General features: G+C 63.9%; 16 protein-coding genes and 2 pseudogenes. 10 read left to right on the plus strand and 8 right to left on the minus strand.

All coding sequences use genetic code 11. From position 1 onward, the window contains the following. Positions 1 to 12: 12 nt before the first annotated feature. Entirely contained in the window at positions 13 to 999 is a 987-nt protein-coding gene (locus IVA98_RS27110; protein ID WP_247296343.1) for an ABC transporter ATP-binding protein, read from the minus strand. A gap of 254 nt (positions 1,000 to 1,253) precedes the next feature. On the opposite strand from IVA98_RS27110, the gene IVA98_RS27115 reads away from it, so the two are divergent. Beyond that, complete coding sequence (locus tag IVA98_RS27115) at positions 1,254 to 1,961, plus strand: GntR family transcriptional regulator (RefSeq protein ID WP_247296345.1); 708 nt, start codon at positions 1,254 to 1,256, stop codon at positions 1,959 to 1,961. Between the two features lie 33 nt (positions 1,962 to 1,994). On the opposite strand, the gene IVA98_RS27120 is transcribed toward IVA98_RS27115, so the two are convergent. Continuing rightward, positions 1,995 to 2,189, minus strand: a complete 195-nt coding sequence (locus IVA98_RS27120; protein WP_247296348.1) for a hypothetical protein — start codon at positions 2,187 to 2,189, stop codon at positions 1,995 to 1,997. Positions 2,190 to 2,553: 364 nt separating this feature from the next. Here IVA98_RS27120 and glsA point away from each other — a divergent pair, with 364 nt between their 5' ends. The 4 genes and pseudogenes from glsA to IVA98_RS27140 all read left to right on the plus strand — a co-directional run bounded on the left by glsA (position 2,554) and on the right by IVA98_RS27140 (position 7,585). Beyond that, a complete protein-coding gene (glsA, locus tag IVA98_RS27125) occupies positions 2,554 to 3,549 on the plus strand; it encodes a glutaminase A (RefSeq protein ID WP_247355795.1) in 996 nt (331 codons plus the stop codon). A gap of 69 nt (positions 3,550 to 3,618) precedes the next feature. Further along, positions 3,619 to 5,286 carry an MFS transporter gene (locus IVA98_RS27130; protein ID WP_247355796.1) on the plus strand — a complete coding sequence of 556 codons (1,668 nt, stop codon included), beginning with the start codon at positions 3,619 to 3,621 and terminating at the stop codon, positions 5,284 to 5,286. 359 nt (positions 5,287 to 5,645) lie between these two features. Next, a complete protein-coding gene (locus IVA98_RS27135; protein WP_247355797.1) occupies positions 5,646 to 6,209 on the plus strand; it encodes an HdeD family acid-resistance protein in 564 nt (187 codons plus the stop codon). Between the two features lie 60 nt (positions 6,210 to 6,269). Next, positions 6,270 to 7,585 (plus strand): annotated as a pseudogene (locus IVA98_RS27140) (metal-dependent hydrolase family protein). 106 nt (positions 7,586 to 7,691) lie between these two features. On the opposite strand, the gene IVA98_RS27145 reads toward IVA98_RS27140, so the two are convergent. Continuing rightward, entirely contained in the window at positions 7,692 to 7,919 is a 228-nt protein-coding gene (locus IVA98_RS27145; RefSeq protein WP_247280057.1) for a hypothetical protein, read from the minus strand. Positions 7,920 to 8,050: 131 nt separating this feature from the next. On the opposite strand from IVA98_RS27145, the gene IVA98_RS27150 reads away from it, so the two are divergent. Then, positions 8,051 to 9,598 carry an FAD-dependent oxidoreductase gene (locus tag IVA98_RS27150; protein ID WP_247296356.1) on the plus strand — a complete coding sequence of 516 codons (1,548 nt, stop codon included), beginning with the start codon at positions 8,051 to 8,053 and terminating at the stop codon, positions 9,596 to 9,598. 123 nt (positions 9,599 to 9,721) lie between these two features. On the opposite strand, the gene IVA98_RS27155 is transcribed toward IVA98_RS27150, so the two are convergent. The 5 genes and pseudogenes from IVA98_RS27155 to IVA98_RS27175 form a co-directional block, all read right to left on the minus strand. Next, on the minus strand, positions 9,722 to 10,345 hold the full coding sequence (locus IVA98_RS27155) for a transglutaminase-like cysteine peptidase (protein WP_247280055.1): 624 nt from the start codon (positions 10,343 to 10,345) through the stop codon (positions 9,722 to 9,724). A gap of 331 nt (positions 10,346 to 10,676) precedes the next feature. Continuing rightward, a complete protein-coding gene (locus tag IVA98_RS27160; protein WP_080134316.1) occupies positions 10,677 to 11,288 on the minus strand; it encodes a PilZ domain-containing protein in 612 nt (203 codons plus the stop codon). Between the two features lie 69 nt (positions 11,289 to 11,357). Next, positions 11,358 to 12,524 carry an MFS transporter gene (locus IVA98_RS27165; RefSeq protein ID WP_247300579.1) on the minus strand — a complete coding sequence of 389 codons (1,167 nt, stop codon included), beginning with the start codon at positions 12,522 to 12,524 and terminating at the stop codon, positions 11,358 to 11,360. Positions 12,525 to 12,576: 52 nt separating this feature from the next. Continuing rightward, positions 12,577 to 12,810 (minus strand): annotated as a pseudogene (locus IVA98_RS27170) (MFS transporter); the annotation flags it as partial. Positions 12,811 to 12,831: 21 nt separating this feature from the next. Beyond that, positions 12,832 to 13,311 carry a GNAT family N-acetyltransferase gene (locus IVA98_RS27175; RefSeq protein WP_247334627.1) on the minus strand — a complete coding sequence of 160 codons (480 nt, stop codon included), beginning with the start codon at positions 13,309 to 13,311 and terminating at the stop codon, positions 12,832 to 12,834. Positions 13,312 to 13,493: 182 nt separating this feature from the next. Here IVA98_RS27175 and IVA98_RS27180 point away from each other — a divergent pair, with 182 nt between their 5' ends. The 4 genes from IVA98_RS27180 to IVA98_RS27195 all read left to right on the plus strand — a co-directional run bounded on the left by IVA98_RS27180 (position 13,494) and on the right by IVA98_RS27195 (position 17,934). Then, entirely contained in the window at positions 13,494 to 14,645 is a 1,152-nt protein-coding gene (locus IVA98_RS27180) for a zinc-binding dehydrogenase (RefSeq protein WP_247334626.1), read from the plus strand. A 76-nt stretch (positions 14,646 to 14,721) separates the two neighbouring features. Next, positions 14,722 to 15,159: a VOC family protein gene (locus IVA98_RS27185; protein ID WP_247300582.1), complete on the plus strand. Its 438-nt coding sequence runs from the start codon at positions 14,722 to 14,724 to the stop codon at positions 15,157 to 15,159. A 95-nt stretch (positions 15,160 to 15,254) separates the two neighbouring features. Next, positions 15,255 to 15,767 carry a hypothetical protein gene (locus IVA98_RS27190; RefSeq protein WP_247300583.1) on the plus strand — a complete coding sequence of 171 codons (513 nt, stop codon included), beginning with the start codon at positions 15,255 to 15,257 and terminating at the stop codon, positions 15,765 to 15,767. Positions 15,768 to 15,984: 217 nt separating this feature from the next. Further along, entirely contained in the window at positions 15,985 to 17,934 is a 1,950-nt protein-coding gene (locus tag IVA98_RS27195; protein ID WP_247355798.1) for a DEAD/DEAH box helicase, read from the plus strand. Positions 17,935 to 18,044 lie beyond the last annotated feature (110 nt).

Here is an 18,044-nt window from a genome sequence, read left to right on the forward strand (position 1 = left end):
GATCGATCGGCGCTATTGCAGGCGTTGCGCCTTGGCGGGATCCCAGGTGGCCAGCACGCGATCGCCCGGACGGAACGGGTGGACGTCGAAGGTGGCCTCGGGAACGTGGGAGAACAGGGCGGTGCCATCGTCGAGCGTGAGCGAGACGGCGATGAAGGAGCCCTGGTACTCGGTCTGGGTCAAAAGCGCCGGCGCGCCGAAGGCGCCGTCGGTGAACGGGACGATGCCGAGCTGATCGGCGCGCACCGCGATCAGCTTGCCGGAATCGTTGAGCACGTTATGGCCACCTATGAAGCGCGCCACGAATTCGGTGCGGGGACGGTGGAATATCTCGCGCGCGGTGCCCTGCTGCTCGATCCGGCCGTGGTTCATCACCACGATGTGGTCGGCGAGCGCCATCGCCTCTTCCTGGCCGTGGGTGACCTGGATGAAGCTGATGCCGAGCTCGCGCTGCAGCCGCTTCAATTCGCCCCGCATTTTCACCCGCAGGAAGGGATCGAGCGCAGAGAGCGGCTCGTCGAGCAGCAGAATCTGCGGCTCGGTGATCAGCGCGCGGGCGAGTGCCACGCGCTGCTGCTGGCCGCCGGACAGCTGTGCGGGCAGGCGTCCGGCATAGGGGCTCATCGCCACCAGTTCGAGCAATTCGCCGGCGCGCTTGTGGCGCGTCGGCTTGTCGATGCCACGCATCTTCAGCGCAAAAGCGACGTTATCGATGACGCTGAGATGCGGAAACAGCGCATAGGACTGAAACATCATCGCCGTGCCGCGCTTGGCGGGCTCAAGGTCGGTGACGTTTTGCGCGCCCAGGATGATGTCGCCCTCGCTGACCGCCTCATGGCCCGCGATCATGCGCAGGGTCGAGGTCTTGCCGCAGCCGGAGGGGCCGAGCAGGCAGCAATAGGTGCCGGCCGGGATCTTCAGGTTGATATTGTCGACCGCCAGCGTCGCGTCGTAGCGTTTGGTGACGGCAACCAGTTCGAGAGCGGCAGGAGTGGCCATGGCGTGTCCGACGGTGGGCGATGCTTCCCGCCTCTCTCCGCAAGGTCCGTGCCAACGACTCTCGGCGGTCAATTTCTCAAAACTGTGCAGCGGAGTCAGATCGTTAGATGAATCTGGCCGATCCGGGCTGCCTGCCGCCTGCGCAATCACCTGCACACAAAACGGGCGAAGATTGTATAAAGTTTCGCCTGTGATTGGATACAGCTCGTCGACTAACATTCGCCGCCGAACGTCCTCGATCGAGCCTGACATCCATGGCCGCCAAGACCCGCCCGAAATTCGACGCGCCGGACGCGAGCGATCGCGTCAGTCGTATCCGGGAGGGCGTGACCGCCGCGATCCTCGAGCACCGCCTGTTACCCGGCACGAAGCTCGGCGAGGACGAGATCGGCGATATCTACGGTGCCAGCCGTACCCTGGTCCGCACCGCGCTCCAACAGCTCGCGCATGAAGGCATCGTCAACATCGAGAAGAACCGCGGGGCCTTCGTCGCACGTCCGACGCCTGCGGATGCCCGCGAAGTGTTCGAGGCGCGCCGCCTGATCGAACCGACGATCATTGGTCACGCCATCGACGCGGTATCGCCGGCCTGGATCGACCGTCTCCAGCGCCATCTCACCGAAGAACGCGAGGCCGAACTGCGCGGCGACGCCCGCGCCTCGGTCCGCCTCTCCGGCGAGTTTCACCGTCTGGTCGCCGAGATGGGCGGCCACAGCATCTATCTCGGCTTCCTCAAGGAGCTGATCGCGCGTTCCTCGCTCATCATCCTGCTCTACCGCCGCCATGACACGCCGGCCTGCGGCACCGATCACCACGCCGGCATCGTCGCCGCGATCCGCAAGCGCGACAGGGAGGCGGCGCGCGCACAGATGCTGTCGCATCTGACCGAGATCGAGGCCGAGCTGTTCTTGAAAGATCCCGCCGCCGATGAGCTGCGGCTGGTCGATGTGCTCGGCGCCTGAGCGAACCGCGTCAGTTGTCTATGGCAACGAAGATCATTCGTTTCGTTTGACGATTTTCAGCACGAGTAAACCGGCGCCAAGTACCAGGAAGAGAACGCCGAAGAAAGTCGTCCCGCTGGATTCGAAGGTCACGCCGACTGCCGTCAGCAAGCATCCGATGATGATTGCGAAGAGGCCGCCGAGCTTTTTGACCAGCAGGACATGTCCGTCAGTCGTTTGTGCCACCATGTTACGCCTCGTTCACCTAATGTGGATTTCTTCGCGCTTCTCTTTCGCCCTATGATCCTTTGCAGCCGCGCATGATCGTACTCCAGCGCAAGCGAATTACAATCTGACCTTGAGTCTTATCTCGGTCGGTATTTGCTTTTGAATAGAGTTCGATACATGGCTCGACAGCGAGGCTTACGCATATGCCGGAAATTCCCGCTGCATCGCGCGGTCGCTGCATCTCTTGTGGAGTCGTATGGCAGGTCTGCAAAATCGCCTTGTGGTTGTAAATTGACTCGCTCGAGTTGGGGGAATCAACTGGCGGCGAGCGTCGAGTTATAGAACGGAGCCGACATCAGTTGAATCCGTTCTGCGGAGTGGTGCCATGGCGCGTCCTCTGGCTGACGAACGAGAGACGGCTTACGTCTCGACCGGCCATCTGCCCGGCGCGGAGGCCGTGCAGTCGCTGGTGACCGAGGCACAGCGACGATTTCAATCAAATCGCGATGGAACCAACTCGCAGGTCTACCCCGCGCTCGCGCGCGTGCCGAGTGAGCTGTTCGGCGTCTGTGTCGTTGCGACAAGCGGGCAGGTCTACGGCGCTGGCGATGCCGACTACGAATTCTCCATCATGAGCGTGTCAAAACCGTTCCTGTTCGCGTTGATCTGCGAGGCCATCGGGCCGGAGGAGGCCCGCGCCAAGCTCGGCGCGAACGCGACCGGTCTCCCATTCAACTCGCTCGCCGCGATTGAGCAGGGCAGCGGCCGTACCAACCCGATGGTGAATGCCGGCGCGATTGCGACGACCAGCCTGGCGCCCGGCGCTACCGCAGCGGCGCGATGGGCATTCATTCATGACGGATTGTCGCGCTTTGCCGGTCGCAAGCTGCCGCTCAACGAAGAGGTCTACGCCTCGGCGTCGGAGACCAATTTTCGCAACCGCAGCATAGCGCGGCTGCTGGAGAGCTATGATTGCATCTACTGCGACGCAAAGGAAGCGACCGATCTCTATACCCGGCAGTGCTCTCTGAATGTGAGCGCGCGCGACCTCGCAGTCATGGGCGCAACGCTTGCGGACGGCGGCGTCAACCCGGTGACCAAGCAGCGCGTCGTCGATGCCTCGATCTGCCATTACGCATTGGCTGTTATGATCACAGCCGGGCTCTACGAGACCTCGGGCGACTGGCTCTACGACATCGGCCTGCCGGGCAAGAGCGGGATCGGCGGCGGCATCGTCGCGGTGTCCCCAGGCAAGGGCGGCTTCGGCACCTTCGCGCCGCCGCTCGATGCGGCCGGCAACAGCGTGCGGGGGCAACTCGCCGCAAAGTTCTTGTCGCAGCGGCTGGGAATGGATCTGTTCGTATCGAAACCGGAAGAGTGAACCGATGCTGAAAGGATCGGTGGGCTCATTGCCTGGCCGGTCGCAACGCCGATCAAGCTGGAGGACGTCATGGCCACGCAGACAATGTCGATCGGCGGCATTCACCAGGAGGAGCGCGCCTCATGGGTTCCCATGATCGCAATCGCGCTCGGCCAGATGATCATGTCATTCAACGTGGCTTCGCTGCCGGTGGCCATGGGTGGAATGGTCGAGAGCTTTGGCGTCGCGCCGACGACGGTCGCGACAGGCATCGTAGCTTACTCCATGCTGGTTGCCGGCTTCGTGATGCTCGGCGCCAAGCTTGCTCAACGGTTTGGCGCGGTGCACGTGTTCCGCGGCGCGGTGGTGCTGTTCTTCGTCTCACAGCTCATGATGACGTTCAGCCCGTCTGCATCGGTCATGATTTCCGCGCAAGCGCTGTGCGGCGCCTCGGGTTCGGTGATCGTGCCTTCGCTGGTCGCGCTGGTTGCCGAGAATTATGCGGGCCGCCAGCAGGCAACCGCGCTAGGTGCGCTCGGCTCGGCCCGTGCGGCTGCCGGTGTGCTGGCGTTTGTGGTCGGCGGCGTCTTTGGAACCTATATCGGCTGGCGGCCGGCGTTCGGAATTCTGATCGCGGCGTCCGCTATCGTTTTTCTCATGAGCTTCCGCCTCAAACCTGACCACGGTCGGCCTGACGTGCAGATCGACATCGTCGGCGTGGTGCTCGCCGCGACCGCGATCATCCTCATCAGCTTCGGCTTCAACAACCTGAACGGCTGGGGGCTGGCGGTGGCGACCCCGAACGCACCGTTTGATCTGTTCGGCCTTTCGCCCGCCCCAGTCATGATCTTGCTCGGCATCGTGCTGGGCCAGGCATTCCTGCTGTGGACGCACAGGCGGCAAGCCGCCGGCAAGACGCCGCTGCTGGCCTTGGCGGTGGTCGATTCGCCGGAGGAGCGTTGCGCGGTCTTTGCGCTGTTCGCGGTGGTCGCGCTAGAGGCTGCACTGAACTTCACGGTGCCGCTCTATATCCAAATCGTGCAGGGGCGTTCGCCGCTTGCGACTGCTATTGCGATGATGCCGTTCAACCTCACGGTCTTCTTCTCGGCGATGCTGATCGTCAATGTCTACGAGCGACTAACGCCCCGCCAGATCGGCCGCTACGGCTTTTCGGTTTGCACTATCGCGCTGGTCTGGCTCGCCTTCGTCGTGCGCAACGACTGGAGCGAAATTCCCGTGCTGTTCGGGCTTTTCCTGTTCGGCATTGGTCAGGGCTCGCTGGTGACGCTGCTGTTCAACGTCCTCGTGACAGCGTCTCCAAAAGCACTCGCCGGTGACGTCGGCTCCTTGCGCGGCACGACGCAAAATCTTGCCGCCGCAGTCGGGACCGCGGTCGCAGGAGCTCTTCTGGTCGGTCTACTTAGCACCATCGCACTCGGCAGGATCACGGCAAGTCCCGTGCTGACGCCGGAGCTGCAGGCCCAGGTCGATCTCGACAACATCACCTTCGTCAGCAACGACCGCCTGCGCACCGTGCTGGAAGGCACGAGCGGATCGCCGCAGCAGGTCGCGGAAGCCGTGCGGGTGAACACTGAGGCACGGCTGCGGGCGCTCAAGATTGGACTCTTGATCATGGCGGGTCTCGCCCTGATTGCGATCATCCCGGCCGGACAGCTTCCTAACTATCTGCCGGGTGAGATCCCAAGCGATGAAGTCGCTGCGAAAACCTGCGTTGAAGAAGGGCAGAGGATTTCGTGAAAGAGAACCCAGGAATGAGATCAGTAAGCGAGATGGATCGACGCGCCGCGTTGCGGACGCTGTTGGGAGGCGTGATTGTCGCTGGTGCAGGAGTGACCCTCGGGTCGTACGATGCTGTGGCCCTGCCGGAGCCAAAGGATCGTCCCGTTCCGAGTAGACGCGAGCCCGTCGCCGGCACCTTTGCGCAGCAGACTGCCCGTCCGTTACAGGACTCCGGCCAACGCCCGGCGCGTCGGCCGCCACAGCGTCCACGGCCTCGCCCGCCATCTTGGCATCGGCGGCGTCGGCGCTGGGAGTGCTGGTGGCACCGTGGCCGCCATCATTGCGGATGGCGTTGGAGGTAAACCGAGGAGGATGTCATGACAACTTACGACAATAGCGCACCCATGGGCGCGACCGGCCTGCCGCAACCGCCTCGCTGGGTCTGTGTGCTGCTGGGTCTGTTCATGGTGCTCGCGGGGCTGATGGTGCTCGGCGACATCGCGTTCTTCACCGTGGTCAGTGCGCTGTTCATTGGCTGGATGGCCATCGCCGCGGGCGCTTTCGAAATTTTCCACGCGTTCTGGACCAGGGGCTGGGGCGGCTTCGTCTGGCAGATCATCCTCGGCATGCTCTATATTGCCTTCGGCATTGTTCTGGTCACCCAACCGCTGACCGGAGCGCTCCTGCTCACTTATGTGCTCGGCATTGCGCTGCTGGTCTCCGGTGTCGTACGCATGCTGATCGGCATCGGCCGCTGGCAGCAGGGCGGCGGCATGATATTCGCGTCGGGCGTATTTGGTGTTCTAGCGGGACTCATCATCCTCACGGGCTTTCCGATGACCGGGCTGTGGGTTCTGGGACTGTTGCTCGGCATCGACTTGTTGTCTCACGGCATCGGGTGGCTGGCTTTTGCGTGGCTCCCCGTGGCAAAGCCTGCGTAAGCGCCGCGGAGATTACTTATGTCGAGTTGGCGTAGGCCGGCGACGCTCCTGCGGGCTGTCATGGCGCTTTGGTTCGTTGGAGGCGTCTTCGGTCTTCCGTCACCAGTATCGGCGCAGCAGGACTCCGCTATCCTGTTCCGCAACGTCCGGATATTCGACGGCAAGTCCGTTTCGCTCTCTGCACCATCCAGCGTTCTTGTCCGGAACAACACCATCGAGAAGATCTCAACCGGCGACGCCACTGCTGCCGGTCTGGCAATCGACGGCGGTGGCCGCGTGCTGATGCCCGGGCTGATCGACGCACACTGGCATGCGATGCTGGTGCGCCCGACGCCGATGGCCGCGCTCGCAGGCGATGTTGGCTACAACAATCTGCTCGCCGCGGCCGAGGCAACTGCGACGCTGATGCGCGGCTTCACGACGGTGCGCGATATGGGTGGACCCTCGTTCGGATTGAAGCAGGCCATCGACGAGGATCTCGTTGCCGGCCCTCGCATCTACCCCTCGGGCGCCATGATCACCATCACCAGCGGTCATGGCGATTTTCGCCAGCTTTCGGATCTGCCGCGCACGATCGGTCGCATGCTCAGCCGCATGGAGCGGATCGGCGGCAGCATGGTCGCCGACAGTCCCGACGAGGTCCGCATGCGGGCGCGCGAGCAACTGATGCAAGGCGCTTCGCAGGTCAAGCTTGCGGCGGGCGGCGGTGTCGCGTCGCCGTTCAGCCCGCTCGATGTCTCGACCTTCACCGAGCCCGAACTCCGCGCCGCGGTTGAGGCGGCCGACAATTGGGGCACCTATGTCGCGACCCATGCCTATACCCCGGTCGCGATCCAACGCTCGATCGCCGCCGGCGTCAGATGCATCGAGCACGGTCACCTCATGGACGAGGCGAGCGCAAGGTTGATGGCGGAAAAGGGAATATGGCTGAGCACACAGCCGTTCCTGGATCTCGCCGGCGCGACCGCACTTGGGCCTGCCGAGCAGGACAAGATGCGGCAGGTGGTTGCCGGCACTGACCGCCTTTATGCGCTGGCAAGAAAGTACGGCATCAAAACCGCGTTTGGTACCGATGTCTTGTTCTCGAAGGCACTGCGGACAAGCAAGGTGCGTTGCTGAGCGCGCTCACGCGCTGGTACACGCCGGCTGAAGCACTGACTATGGCGACGTCAACCAATGCGGAACTGCTGCGCCTCTCCGGTCTACGGGATCCCTATCCCGGCAAGCTCGGCGTCGTGGAGGAGGGGGCGCTCGCCGATCTCCTGCTCGTCGACGGAAATCCGCTCGACGACATCAGGCTCATCGAAGATCCCTCGAAGAATTTTGTGGTGATTATGAAGGACGGCAGGATCTACAAAAACAGTCTCGTGCACTGACACGCGCGCGTCTCTGCGCCGCTTATAACCTGCGGCTTGGATTGTTTCTGGCTCGACGGTCAGGACCGGGTTTTTGCCGAAGTTGCGGCTGGACCCAGCGGGCGCATCAGCGACTGTACTCGCTTTCGGCGGCAAGCTGCCCGTCAGGCGTGATCTCGTATTCGCCGTCCTGCTTGGTCATCCATCCTGACCTGACCATCTCGCGTGCAAGCTGGATCGAGCAGATCGGATGATTGCCTCCTGGGTAATACAGCCTGTCATTCCGGACGAGCAGGTGTCCGTACAATTGGGCTTGACGTAACGCCCTGCGCATTCCGGGTGATGGATTTTTCATGCCGTTTCAAGCGCGAGCGCGATGAAGGTTCCTAATGAATGTGGTGATCTTCGATTGGCATTTCCGCTCGCCGGCGGTCGGAGAGGAACCCTGGTCCCGTCGCATCGTTTGTTGCTTCGAGGAGTACTGTCATGAATGTACGAGACGAGCACACCCGATCGCTCTGGATGGATGTTTCGGTTGCCGATGCCCCGGCGCTATCCGGTACGATGGGTACGGACGTCGTCGTTGTCGGTTCTGGAATTGCCGGGCTATCGGTCGCCTATGAGCTCGCCAGCCATGGACGCTCGGTCGTAGTGCTGGACCGCGGCGGCATCGGCAGCGGGATGACGGCGCGCACCACTGCCCACCTGGCCACCGCGCTCGACGACGGTTACGACGAGTTGGTGAGGGTGCGCGGGTATGATTGCGCGCTCCGCTACTATCAGAGCGTTGCTGCCGCGATCGATCGCGCCGAGGCCATCCAGGGTGCCGAGCACATCGATTGTGATTTTCAACGCGTCGACGGTTACTGGGTGCTGGCGCCCGAAACGCCCGCATCGGAGCTGGACAAGGAATTGGATTGCTGTCGCAAGCTCGGAATTCCCGTCGAGAATTGCATCGAGCCAACCCCGTTCCATGCCAAGGGCCAGGTGCGTTCGCTGCGCTTTCCAAGCCAGGCGCGCATGCACCCGACCAAATATCTCGCGGGCTTAGCGCGTGCACTCGAGCGGCGGGGTGTGCGGCTCTTTAGCAACACCTGTGTTGAGAGCATCGGTCAACGCCACGGCGACATGGTCGTGACGACGGCCTCGGGTCACGAGGTCCATGCCGCCGACGTGGTGGTCGCGACGAACTCGCCCGTCAATGTGCAGGTGGCGATCCACACCAAGCAGGCGCCTTACCGCACCTATGCGCTTGCGGCGAAGATTGCGGCCGGCGCGCTGGAGGATGCGCTCTATTGGGATACGCTCGATCCCTATCATTATGTCCGGCTCCAGCCGTTCTCAGCTGACGAGGACATCGTGATCATCGGCGGCGAAGATCATAAATCGGGCGAAGCGAACGACGGCGCACAGCGCCTTGATGCGCTCGAGCGCTGGGCCCGCGATCGCCTGCCCGGTTTGCGCGAGGTCACTCATCGCTGGTCCGGCCAGGTGCTGGAGCCGGTTGATTTCGCCGGCTTCATCGGCCGCAGCCCCGGCGAGGAGCATCTATTCATCGTCAGCGGCGATTCCGGGCAGGGGATCACCAACGGGCTCGTCGCCGGCCTCTTGCTGACGGATCTGATCACGACGGGCGCGAGCCCGTGGCAAGACATCTACGCTCCGTCACGGAAGATCCAGAAGAACATCGGCGAGTTCATCAGCGAGAACATCACGCCGCTGAAGAATTTTGCGGAATATCTTGCGGCGAGCGAGATTGCGAGCGTCGAACGGCTGCGGCCGGGCGAGGGGCGTCTCGTCCGCAGCGGCCTGAAGAAGATTGCCGCTTGCCGCGACCGCAACGGACGTCTGCATCTGCACTCGGCCAGTTGCACCCATCTCGGCTGCGTCGTGCACTGGAATGCGCTGGAGCAGTGCTGGGATTGTCCATGTCACGGCTCGCAGTTCGCGCCCGACGGCACCGCGCTCAATGGTCCTGCCGTGTCGCCGCTGGGCGAGGTCGATAGACCCGCTAATCTCGAAGCCGCGGAGTGAGCGGCAATTCCCTCAAAAAGTTGCGGCCAGCCATTGGGGGATGGCTGGCCGCGCGCGAACCGGTCTGGGACGGGGAGGGGTGGGGATGTGACCGGGCCGCGTGACTCTTTCTTTGGGTGACGATCAATCTCTCGCGCTGGCGGTCGAGACCGCCGGCTTGGTATCGCCCAGCGAGACCCAGACGTTGGGATCGCTCTGCGACTGGCGCTTGACGAAGCGGTAGCCGGTCTCCGTCCAGGCAAGGACGTTCTCGTTCTGATTGTCGAGAACGAACTCGCCCTTGTCGGTCTTCACCGTCAGCACCGCGTGGCCTTCGCCCTTCTTGTCGCGCACGACGGTGATGAGCAGGGCCTCGCGCGGCCATCCGGCATCGATCAGCATCTTGCGCTTCAACAACACGTAGTCTTCACAGTCGCCGTAACCGTCTGACGGCAGCGACCACTTCTCGATCACGCCCCAGTGCTCCTGGTCGGTCAAAGGCTTCACGGTCTCATTGACCCAGCGATTGACCTTGATGAGGTCGCGCCATGCAGCCTGCGACATCACGATATCGCGTGCCTGCGTCGGCCCGCCCTGGCACTGAGCGGCATTGTCGGCACAGAACTCGACCCAGCCGATCGGCGCACGCGTGGTGTCGCCGAGGCTCGCGTAGAGCAGACGGCCTTCGCCGGCCTGCGCTGCCGCGCTAAACCCGAAGAGCATGGCAGCCAGCGCCAGCCCTTTCCCCTGTCCCCTGAAATCAAACATTGCGGCCCCCGTTCTTGTTGGGACCACATTTCGCACGGAGCTTTTGAGTTGCCGCTAAGTCATCCAAGTCAAGTCAAGACGAATGCAAGTAAAACGCGCGGCGAATTCGAACTATACTTGAATCGAATTCTCGTAAAATTTGAAATGAATGCAATTGGTTCAATTTTTACGTATTAACGCGGCAAACGCTGCCGAAGCCGTTGTTTGCGCACAGCTGCAACCCTCGCGTTAACCCGCACGGGGTCGGTCGCCACGCACGAAAAAGGCGGCGTCCGCATCGCGGAGGCCGCTTTCGAGGCTGGAAATGCAGGTGTTTTGACGCCGTCGCGCTTTACCGCGCGGTAACGCTCTCTTCGAGTGTCTCGGCCGGCTGCTCGTGCATGAACTCCAGCGCGAAGCCGTCTTCGAGGTTTCGGACCACCCGGCCCTGGACCCGGCCGAGCAGGACGATCGATTTCAGCGGCGGGCGGTTCTCCGCGGCGATCGCGGCGCCCGAGAGCGACAGGTCGATGATGCGGCAGGTCATCTTGGTGCCGTCCTCGAGCGTCAGCACCGCAATCGGATTGCGCGGCACGATACGGTCGTGGCGGCGGTCTTCCGGCAGATTGAGGATGTCACGGTTGGCGAGCCAGGTCAGCTGCGCCGCGAGCTTGTCGCGCTTCCGCGGCGTCGCACCGATCGTCATGGCGAAGCCATTGTCGATGATCCGGGTGATTTTGCCCTCGACGCGGCCGATATGGTCGAGATAGGCGACGACGCGGTCGCCGACATTGCCGATGCCGGGGGCCAGCAGTGCCAGCCCGCCCGGCGACATGTTGATCACCTGGCAGGGGAATTCGCGGCGGTCCGGCAGCATGTAACGGCCGAGCAGGTGCACTTTCACCCGCTGGAAACGCCGGCGCTCCTCGGCGGCCGGAAGAAATTTTTTGTTCGCCAACGCCATTTCCAACACCCGACCCCCCGCCCGGGCGGAGTCCGGCACGACCCTAAGGTGCATAGGGTTAATGCCGCGTTAGGATCGCACCCGCCGGACACGGACAGACACAATGCGCTCGAAAAGCCACATCAAGGGCGGGCAGGCCAGCACCGTCAGCGCGCCGAGGTCGAGCGCGGCTGCGGCGGTCCCGGCCGAGTTGGCGAGCCGACCCGCGATCGCCGGCCCCAGCATCATCGCGGCATAGAACAGCGTGTAGAACACGCCCATCCCGATAGCCCTCGTTTCCGGCGCAAGCACGCGGGCGGCCAGGCTCATGATGGGGCCGGCCGGATGGCCGCCGATCAGCCCGATCAGGACGAGGATCGTGATAACGGCGTCCGTTCGCGGCAGCCAGGCCAGCAACAGGGCCACGATGAGGCTCGCCGCGGTCGCCAGTATAAAGGGCCGTTTGAATCGATCGGCCAGATAGCCGCCTGCTGGCACTGAGATCACCGACAGCCACATCACGAGGCTGATCGCCGACCCTGCCGCCGCGATGCTCCAGCCGCGCTCGGCGAGCAGTGACGGGCCGAACGAGAAGATCATGGCGAAGCCGACATTATAGAGACCCCAGATTGCGCCGGCGACGATGACCGCCAGCAGGGCCGGAGGATCGAGGCGTGCCGAACCGGCCGCGCCGGCTGTTGCACCCGGCGGCGGCTGATAAAACATGATCAGCACGATACCGATCGCGGTCAGCGCAGCCGCCGACAGGAATACGGCGCCCGCACCATAGGCGGTGCCGATCGCCGGCAGCACCAGCAAGGAGATCGCAACACCGGCCGGCCAGGAGTTGACGAAGATCGCCATCGCGGTTGCGATCTCCTTTCCGGCGAACCAGTCGGTGCCCATCTTGGTGAGTTGCACCGTCAGCAGCACTCCGCCGGCGCCGGAGGCGAGCCGGCCTGCCATCTGCCAGCCCCAGACCTCTGTGACGGCCATGACGAGGCTGCCGGCCGTCATCAGCAGCAGTGCCGCGATCGTGGTGGGTTTGTCGCCGAGAGTCCGGCCGATCGCCCCGCCTGGCAGCGCCAGCACCACGCCCGGTGTGAAGTAGAGCCCGATCAGGATGCCGATGTCGGCGAGCCCGACGCCGAAAGTCTGTTGCAGGAGCGGAGCGACTGCGGCCACGCTCTGGAACTGGAACGCGATGGTGAGGCGGACGACGAACAGGATCGCAAGAATGCCCCAGCGATTGCGCAAAGCGTGATCTCCCCAGCCACTGCCTCGAGCGTGCGGTGGAGAGAGGCCGGAGTCAACCGGCTGACTTCTTCGCCGCGCGCCCATAGAGCAGGCCGAGCAGCGCCAGCAGTACCGCGGCCGAGAGGCCAGTGAATGCCGATCGCGGCGTCTGATAGCCCGACGGTGATGCCGCTGAAGGCGCGCATCCCGAGTCCGGCCGGGTTGTCGAGCCGACGACGCGGCCGCGGATGTCGAATGGTGCGTTGAGCTGCACCAGCGCCTGCGCCATGGTGTTGAACGACAGCTTTTGCGGGCTACGACCCTGCCGCTAGTCGAGCCGTTTGACGTAGACCGCATAAGGCACGCCAGAGATATCCGGCGCCTCGCGCACTTTCTCGAATCCCATCCGCAGGTACATCGGCAGAGCGACCGTCATGATAGGCGTGGTATGCAGTGCGATGATCGGCGACTGGTCGCGCTCGGCGCGGCGAACGCACTCTTCCGTGAGTTGCCGGCCAATGCCCTTGCCGCGCGCGAAGGGGTCGACCACCAGCATGCGGATGATCGGCCAGGCCGGATCGAAGAACGGCGGCTTTGGCTGCCGTGGGCCGATATAAGCCACGGCGCCGACGATCTTACCACCGTCTTCGGCGACGATGATCTCGCCCGTCCCGGAAAGCGCGGTTATCTTGGCGACGTTGGCTGTAAACGTCGGCCAGTCGGAATAGTCCTGCTCGAATTGCGCGAAGGCGGCGAGAGCGACGCGCCTGACCGCTTCCGCATCCGCCGGCTGATAGTCACGCAGCATCGGCATTCTCCTCGATCATCGCCGGGATGGCGTGCAGCGCAATCCGGGGCCGCAGAGCCCGCATTCCGCTCTGCTGCATGCAGACTACGAGACTCGCGCTTGGCACAACGGTGCATCTCACATAGGTTTCGCCTCACGCCCGCACCAATCAACCATAACAGACGGGCAGCGAGGACACAGCCATGGAATCCATCCGCGTCTGCACTCACGCAGGACCGGGCTCGGAGCCTGTCATCCGCACCGTGCCGTGGCCGAAGGTCGGCCGCAAGGCGGCGCTGATCAAGGTCGGCGCCTGCGGGGTATGCGGCACCGATTTGCATATTCTCAAGGGGCATTGGCCGAAACCGCTGCCCTGGCCGTTCACGCTCGGCCACGAGCTCGGCGGCGTCATCGTCGAATGCGGCGACGAGTTCACCGAGGACTTCATGAGCAAGCCGCTGAAGGTCGGCTCAAAGGTGATGATCCCGCCGCTGATGCCTTGCGGACGCTGCTATTACTGCATCCATTATCCGCAAGTCGCCAACAAGTGCCTGACGCCGGTCTATTACGGCCGCTATCTCGGCTTCGAGAAGGCGCCCCATATGTGGGGCGGCTGGGCCGAATATGTCTATGTCGATCTCGACATGCTGCCGGGCACCAAGATTTACAAGTTGCCCGACGACATGTCGCTGCGGCTGGGCGCGCTGTCCGAGCCGCTGACGTCCTGCATCCGCGCCTTCAATCGCGCGACCCGCGCCGGCGGTTTTTCTTGGGGCGATACGGTGGTGATCCAGGGCTCCGGTCCGATCGGCATTCTGGCGGTCGCAGCCGCGCAGGAGATGGGGGCAGGGCGCGTCATCTGCGTCGGCGCGCCGGAAGAGCCGCGGCTCCGCCTCGCGCGCGAATTCGGTGCGGAGGCGACCGTCAATATCGATGAACTGAAGTCGCCGCAAGATCGCATCGCACGCGTGCGCGACATCGTCGGCGGCTTCGGCGCCGATCTCGTGATGGATTGCTCGGGACACCCCTCAGCCGGCCCCGAAGGCATCGAGATGCTGCGCGACGGCGGCACCTATGTCGAGATGGGCCAGTTCACCGACGCCGGCTCGATCGAGACCTCCTGGCACCGTATCTGCACCAAGGATCTCAATGTGCTGGGATCCTGGGGCTTCACCGGCAACGACCTGCCGCTCGGCGTCGACATGCTCTACCGCACGCGCGACAGGTATCCCTGGCTGAAGATGCAGACGATCTATCCGTTCACGGAAGCCGGCATCGCGCAGGCCGTGAAGGACGCGATGGCGATGAAGACGGTGAAGTCGACCATCGTGCCGTGGCCGGAGTTGGTGGAGTAGGTCATGTTCTCCGTTAAGCGAGCGGCGCTTTGCGCCGACCGTTGGCTCCTTGCGGGGCTACGAGTCGGAGTTTGGAATGAATGACGAGATGAGCAACGAACAGACTCTCGAACCGAACCGGCCCCGCTCGCCCTTCAGCGCCATCCGCGCGATCGACTACACCGTCATCTTCGTGCGCGACATGGCGGCGATGCGGCGCTTCTACGAGGACGTGCTCGCCTTGTCCCTGCTGCGCGAGCTTTCACCGGGCTGGATCGAGTACGGCCTCGGCAGCAACACGCTGGCGCTGGCACGGCCGAGCCGGACCGCCGCTGATGCGCCGACGCCGTCGGGCAGCGCTTCGCTGCAACTGGCCTTCAAGGTGTCGGCAACTGAAGTCGATGCGTGCGCCGACGAACTCGTGCGGCGGGGCGTGGGGCTGCTGTCGCCGCCGACCAACCAGTCCTTTGGCCATCGCACGCTGTTCTTCCGCGACCCCGATGGAAATTTGCTTGAGATTTATGCGGAGATCTGAACCGCCCAGAAAGTTCCATCGGGAATTCGCGAACTCCTCATGCTGCGGTGAAACTTAGGCCCAAGTTCCGGCTTTCAGTTCACGGGAGAGGTGCCGTGAAGCGAATTCTGAAACCCGTCACTTACGTCCTGGCCGCCGTCTACTTCCTTGTGGACGCGGTTTTCATGGCCGTCGCGCGGCCAATTTCGCGCTGGGTTGAGCGGCACCTCCAATTCGCGCGATTGCGGGCCTGGATCAGGTCGCTGCCGCCCTATCCTTCGCTCGCCTTGTTTTCCGTGCCCGTGATCATTCTGGAGCCGGTCAAGCCCCTGGCAGCCTACCTTGCCGCAACTGGCCAAGTCCTGAGCGGCGCGGCGACCTTCATCATCGGCGAGCTGCTCAAGCTCGTTCTGGTCGAGCGCCTGTTCCATCTCACGCGTGACAAGCTGATGCGGATTCCGGCATTCGCCTGGGCCTATGGCAAGTTCGCCGAGGTGAAGGCGTGGCTGCAGGCAACCGAAGCTTGGCGCGCCATCCGCACCTTGACCTTTGCAGCAAGAGACATTGTTGCGCGGGCGAGGGCGAAGCTGGTCGGCAGCTTCAGCAAGCTGGCGACCTCCAGGGATTAGGAGGGCGGCAAGCAAATTGCCGGCTGGCAAATCCTCGCAACCTTCAGGCGCGGTTCTCTGGCAGGTCATGCATCATAGGCATGGTGATTTCAGCGCACTTGGCGTAAAGAGCGCCCAGATCACATCCGGCGTGCGGCCGTGCCGTTTGCCGCGCACGCGAGCTCAGGTCTGCCGGTTCACCGTTTGCGCGCCTGAATTAACCAAGGTTCTCCATCCCGTGTCTTTTCCGGCCCTGACCCCGCCGCTCGCCCGAGCTTTGGCCGAGCGGAACTATGATTCCCCGACTCCCGTTCAGCTCGCCGTGCTTGCGGACGAGGCCTCTGGCCGCGACCTCCTGGTCTCGGCCCAGACCGGCTCCGGCAAGACCCTGGCTTATGGCCTTGCCATGGCCAAGGATCTGCTCGGCGAGGCCGAGCGGTTCGACGAAGCCGGCGCGCCGCTTGCTCTGATCGTGGCGCCGACCCGCGAGCTCGCTTTGCAGGTTCAACGCGAACTGGCCTGGCTGTATGGGCATGCCGGCGGGCGCGTCGTCTCCTGTGTCGGCGGTATGGATCCGCGGCGCGAGCAGCGCGAGCTTGCGGCCGGCGCGCATATCGTCGTCGGCACGCCCGGCCGGCTCTGCGACCATTTGCGTCGCGGCCGTCTCGACATCTCCGAATTGAAGGTGGTCGTCCTCGACGAAGCCGACGAGATGCTCAATCTCGGCTTTCGCGAGGACATGGAATTCATCCTCGAGACCACGCCTGAGGCGCGCCGCACCCTGTTGTTCTCGGCGACGTTTCCGCGCGGCATCGTCGCACTGGCCAGGCAATATCAGCGCGACGCGCTCCGGATCGAGGTCGCGGGCGACGAAGGCGGCCACGCCGATATCGAGTACCGCGCGATCCGGATCGCGCCCACCGATGCCGAGCACGCAGTCGTCAACGTGCTGCGCTTTTACGAGGCGCCAAGCGCGCTGGTGTTTTGCAGCACGCGCGATCACGTCAGGCATTTGCAGGCGGCGCTGCTGGAGCGCGGTTTCTCCGTGGTCGCCCTGTCAGGCGAATTGACCCAAAACGAACGCACCATGGCGCTGCAGTCGCTGCGGGACGGACGCTCCCGCGTCTGCGTCGCGACCGACGTCGCCGCCCGCGGCATCGACCTGCCGAGCCTCGACCTCGTCATTCACGCCGATCTGCCCAACGACGCCGAAGTCATGCAGCACCGCTCGGGCCGCACCGGACGTGCGGGACGAAAGGGCACGAGCGTCCTCCTGGTGCCGCCGGCACGGCGGCGGCGCGCGGAGCTGCTGCTCAATCTCGCAGGCGTCGACGCGGTCTGGGGCACGGCGCCGCAGGCGGAGGAAATCCGCAACCTCGATCACGCGCGCATGAAGGACGTGCTGTTTACCGAGGAGACGACCGCCGACGATCTGGTGCTGGCACAGGCGTTGCTGGCCGAGCGCTCGCCCGAGGATATCGCCGCCGCGCTGGCGCGGCTTTATCGGGCACGGCTGCCGTCGCCCGAGGACATCATCGATCCCGGCGAGCGCGGCGGCAAATCGCGCGACGATCGCGGCCGTGACAGGTTTGAAGGTGAAGGCGGCGGCGATCGCCCCGGCAAGCCGCGCGCGAAATCCGGGAAGTCCTCGTCGAAACATGGCATGGCCGAGGGCAGCGTCTGGTTCCGCGCCGCCATCGGCCGGCGCAAGAACGCGGAGGCGCGCTGGCTGCTGCCGATGATCTGCCGCCGCGGCGGCATCGACAAGGGCGATATCGGCGCCATCAAGATCATGGACACCACCACCGAGTTCGAGATTTCCGAGCGGGTCGCGGACTCCTTCGCCGCCAAGATCAAGCGTCCGGACAAGGAAGACAGCATCCGCATCGAGCCGATGGCGGACGGGCCGCAGCGGCAGGCGGCTTCGCAGGAGCGATCACATGCGCCTAGGCGCGAGCCCGCTGACGATGATCACCGTGAGCGTCAGAGCGATCGCGAGCGCGAGGCAGGTGCATTCAAGCCGCGCAGCAAGTCTCACGGCGAGCGTGGCCCGAAATTCGGCGAGGCTGCTTCTTTCGGAAAGCAAAAGAAGCATAAGAGCAAACAGGGCCACGCGGAGCCTTCGGTCATGCCGTGGCCCGTGAAGGGCGCGCCGGGGAAGAAGGCGAGGAAGAAACGGCGAGGTTGAGCTTCCGCCGTTCAGCTCAGACCAGCAATGAAGCCGCCGGATTGCACTGGCGACATCATCTGAAGAGAGAGAGGCGTGAGCTCACCGGCCACCGCCGCCGCCCCGTTCAC

Source organism: Bradyrhizobium sp. 160 (genome assembly GCF_023073735.1).
Taxonomy (GTDB): Bacteria; Pseudomonadota; Alphaproteobacteria; order Rhizobiales; family Xanthobacteraceae; genus Bradyrhizobium.

Coding starts and splice junctions, on each gene's coding strand:
- IVA98_RS27110 (WP_247296343.1), bottom strand. CDS start 999: ATGGCCACTCCTGCCGCTCTCGAACTGGTTGCCGTCACCAAACGCTAC.
- IVA98_RS27115 (WP_247296345.1), top strand. CDS start 1,254: ATGGCCGCCAAGACCCGCCCGAAATTCGACGCGCCGGACGCGAGCGAT.
- IVA98_RS27120 (WP_247296348.1), bottom strand. CDS start 2,189: ATGGTGGCACAAACGACTGACGGACATGTCCTGCTGGTCAAAAAGCTC.
- glsA (WP_247355795.1), top strand. CDS start 2,554: ATGGCGCGTCCTCTGGCTGACGAACGAGAGACGGCTTACGTCTCGACC.
- IVA98_RS27130 (WP_247355796.1), top strand. CDS start 3,619: ATGGCCACGCAGACAATGTCGATCGGCGGCATTCACCAGGAGGAGCGC.
- IVA98_RS27135 (WP_247355797.1), top strand. CDS start 5,646: ATGACAACTTACGACAATAGCGCACCCATGGGCGCGACCGGCCTGCCG.
- IVA98_RS27145 (WP_247280057.1), bottom strand. CDS start 7,919: ATGAAAAATCCATCACCCGGAATGCGCAGGGCGTTACGTCAAGCCCAA.
- IVA98_RS27150 (WP_247296356.1), top strand. CDS start 8,051: ATGAATGTACGAGACGAGCACACCCGATCGCTCTGGATGGATGTTTCG.
- IVA98_RS27155 (WP_247280055.1), bottom strand. CDS start 10,345: ATGTTTGATTTCAGGGGACAGGGGAAAGGGCTGGCGCTGGCTGCCATG.
- IVA98_RS27160 (WP_080134316.1), bottom strand. CDS start 11,288: ATGGCGTTGGCGAACAAAAAATTTCTTCCGGCCGCCGAGGAGCGCCGG.
- IVA98_RS27175 (WP_247334627.1), bottom strand. CDS start 13,311: ATGCTGCGTGACTATCAGCCGGCGGATGCGGAAGCGGTCAGGCGCGTC.
- IVA98_RS27180 (WP_247334626.1), top strand. CDS start 13,494: ATGGAATCCATCCGCGTCTGCACTCACGCAGGACCGGGCTCGGAGCCT.
- IVA98_RS27185 (WP_247300582.1), top strand. CDS start 14,722: ATGAATGACGAGATGAGCAACGAACAGACTCTCGAACCGAACCGGCCC.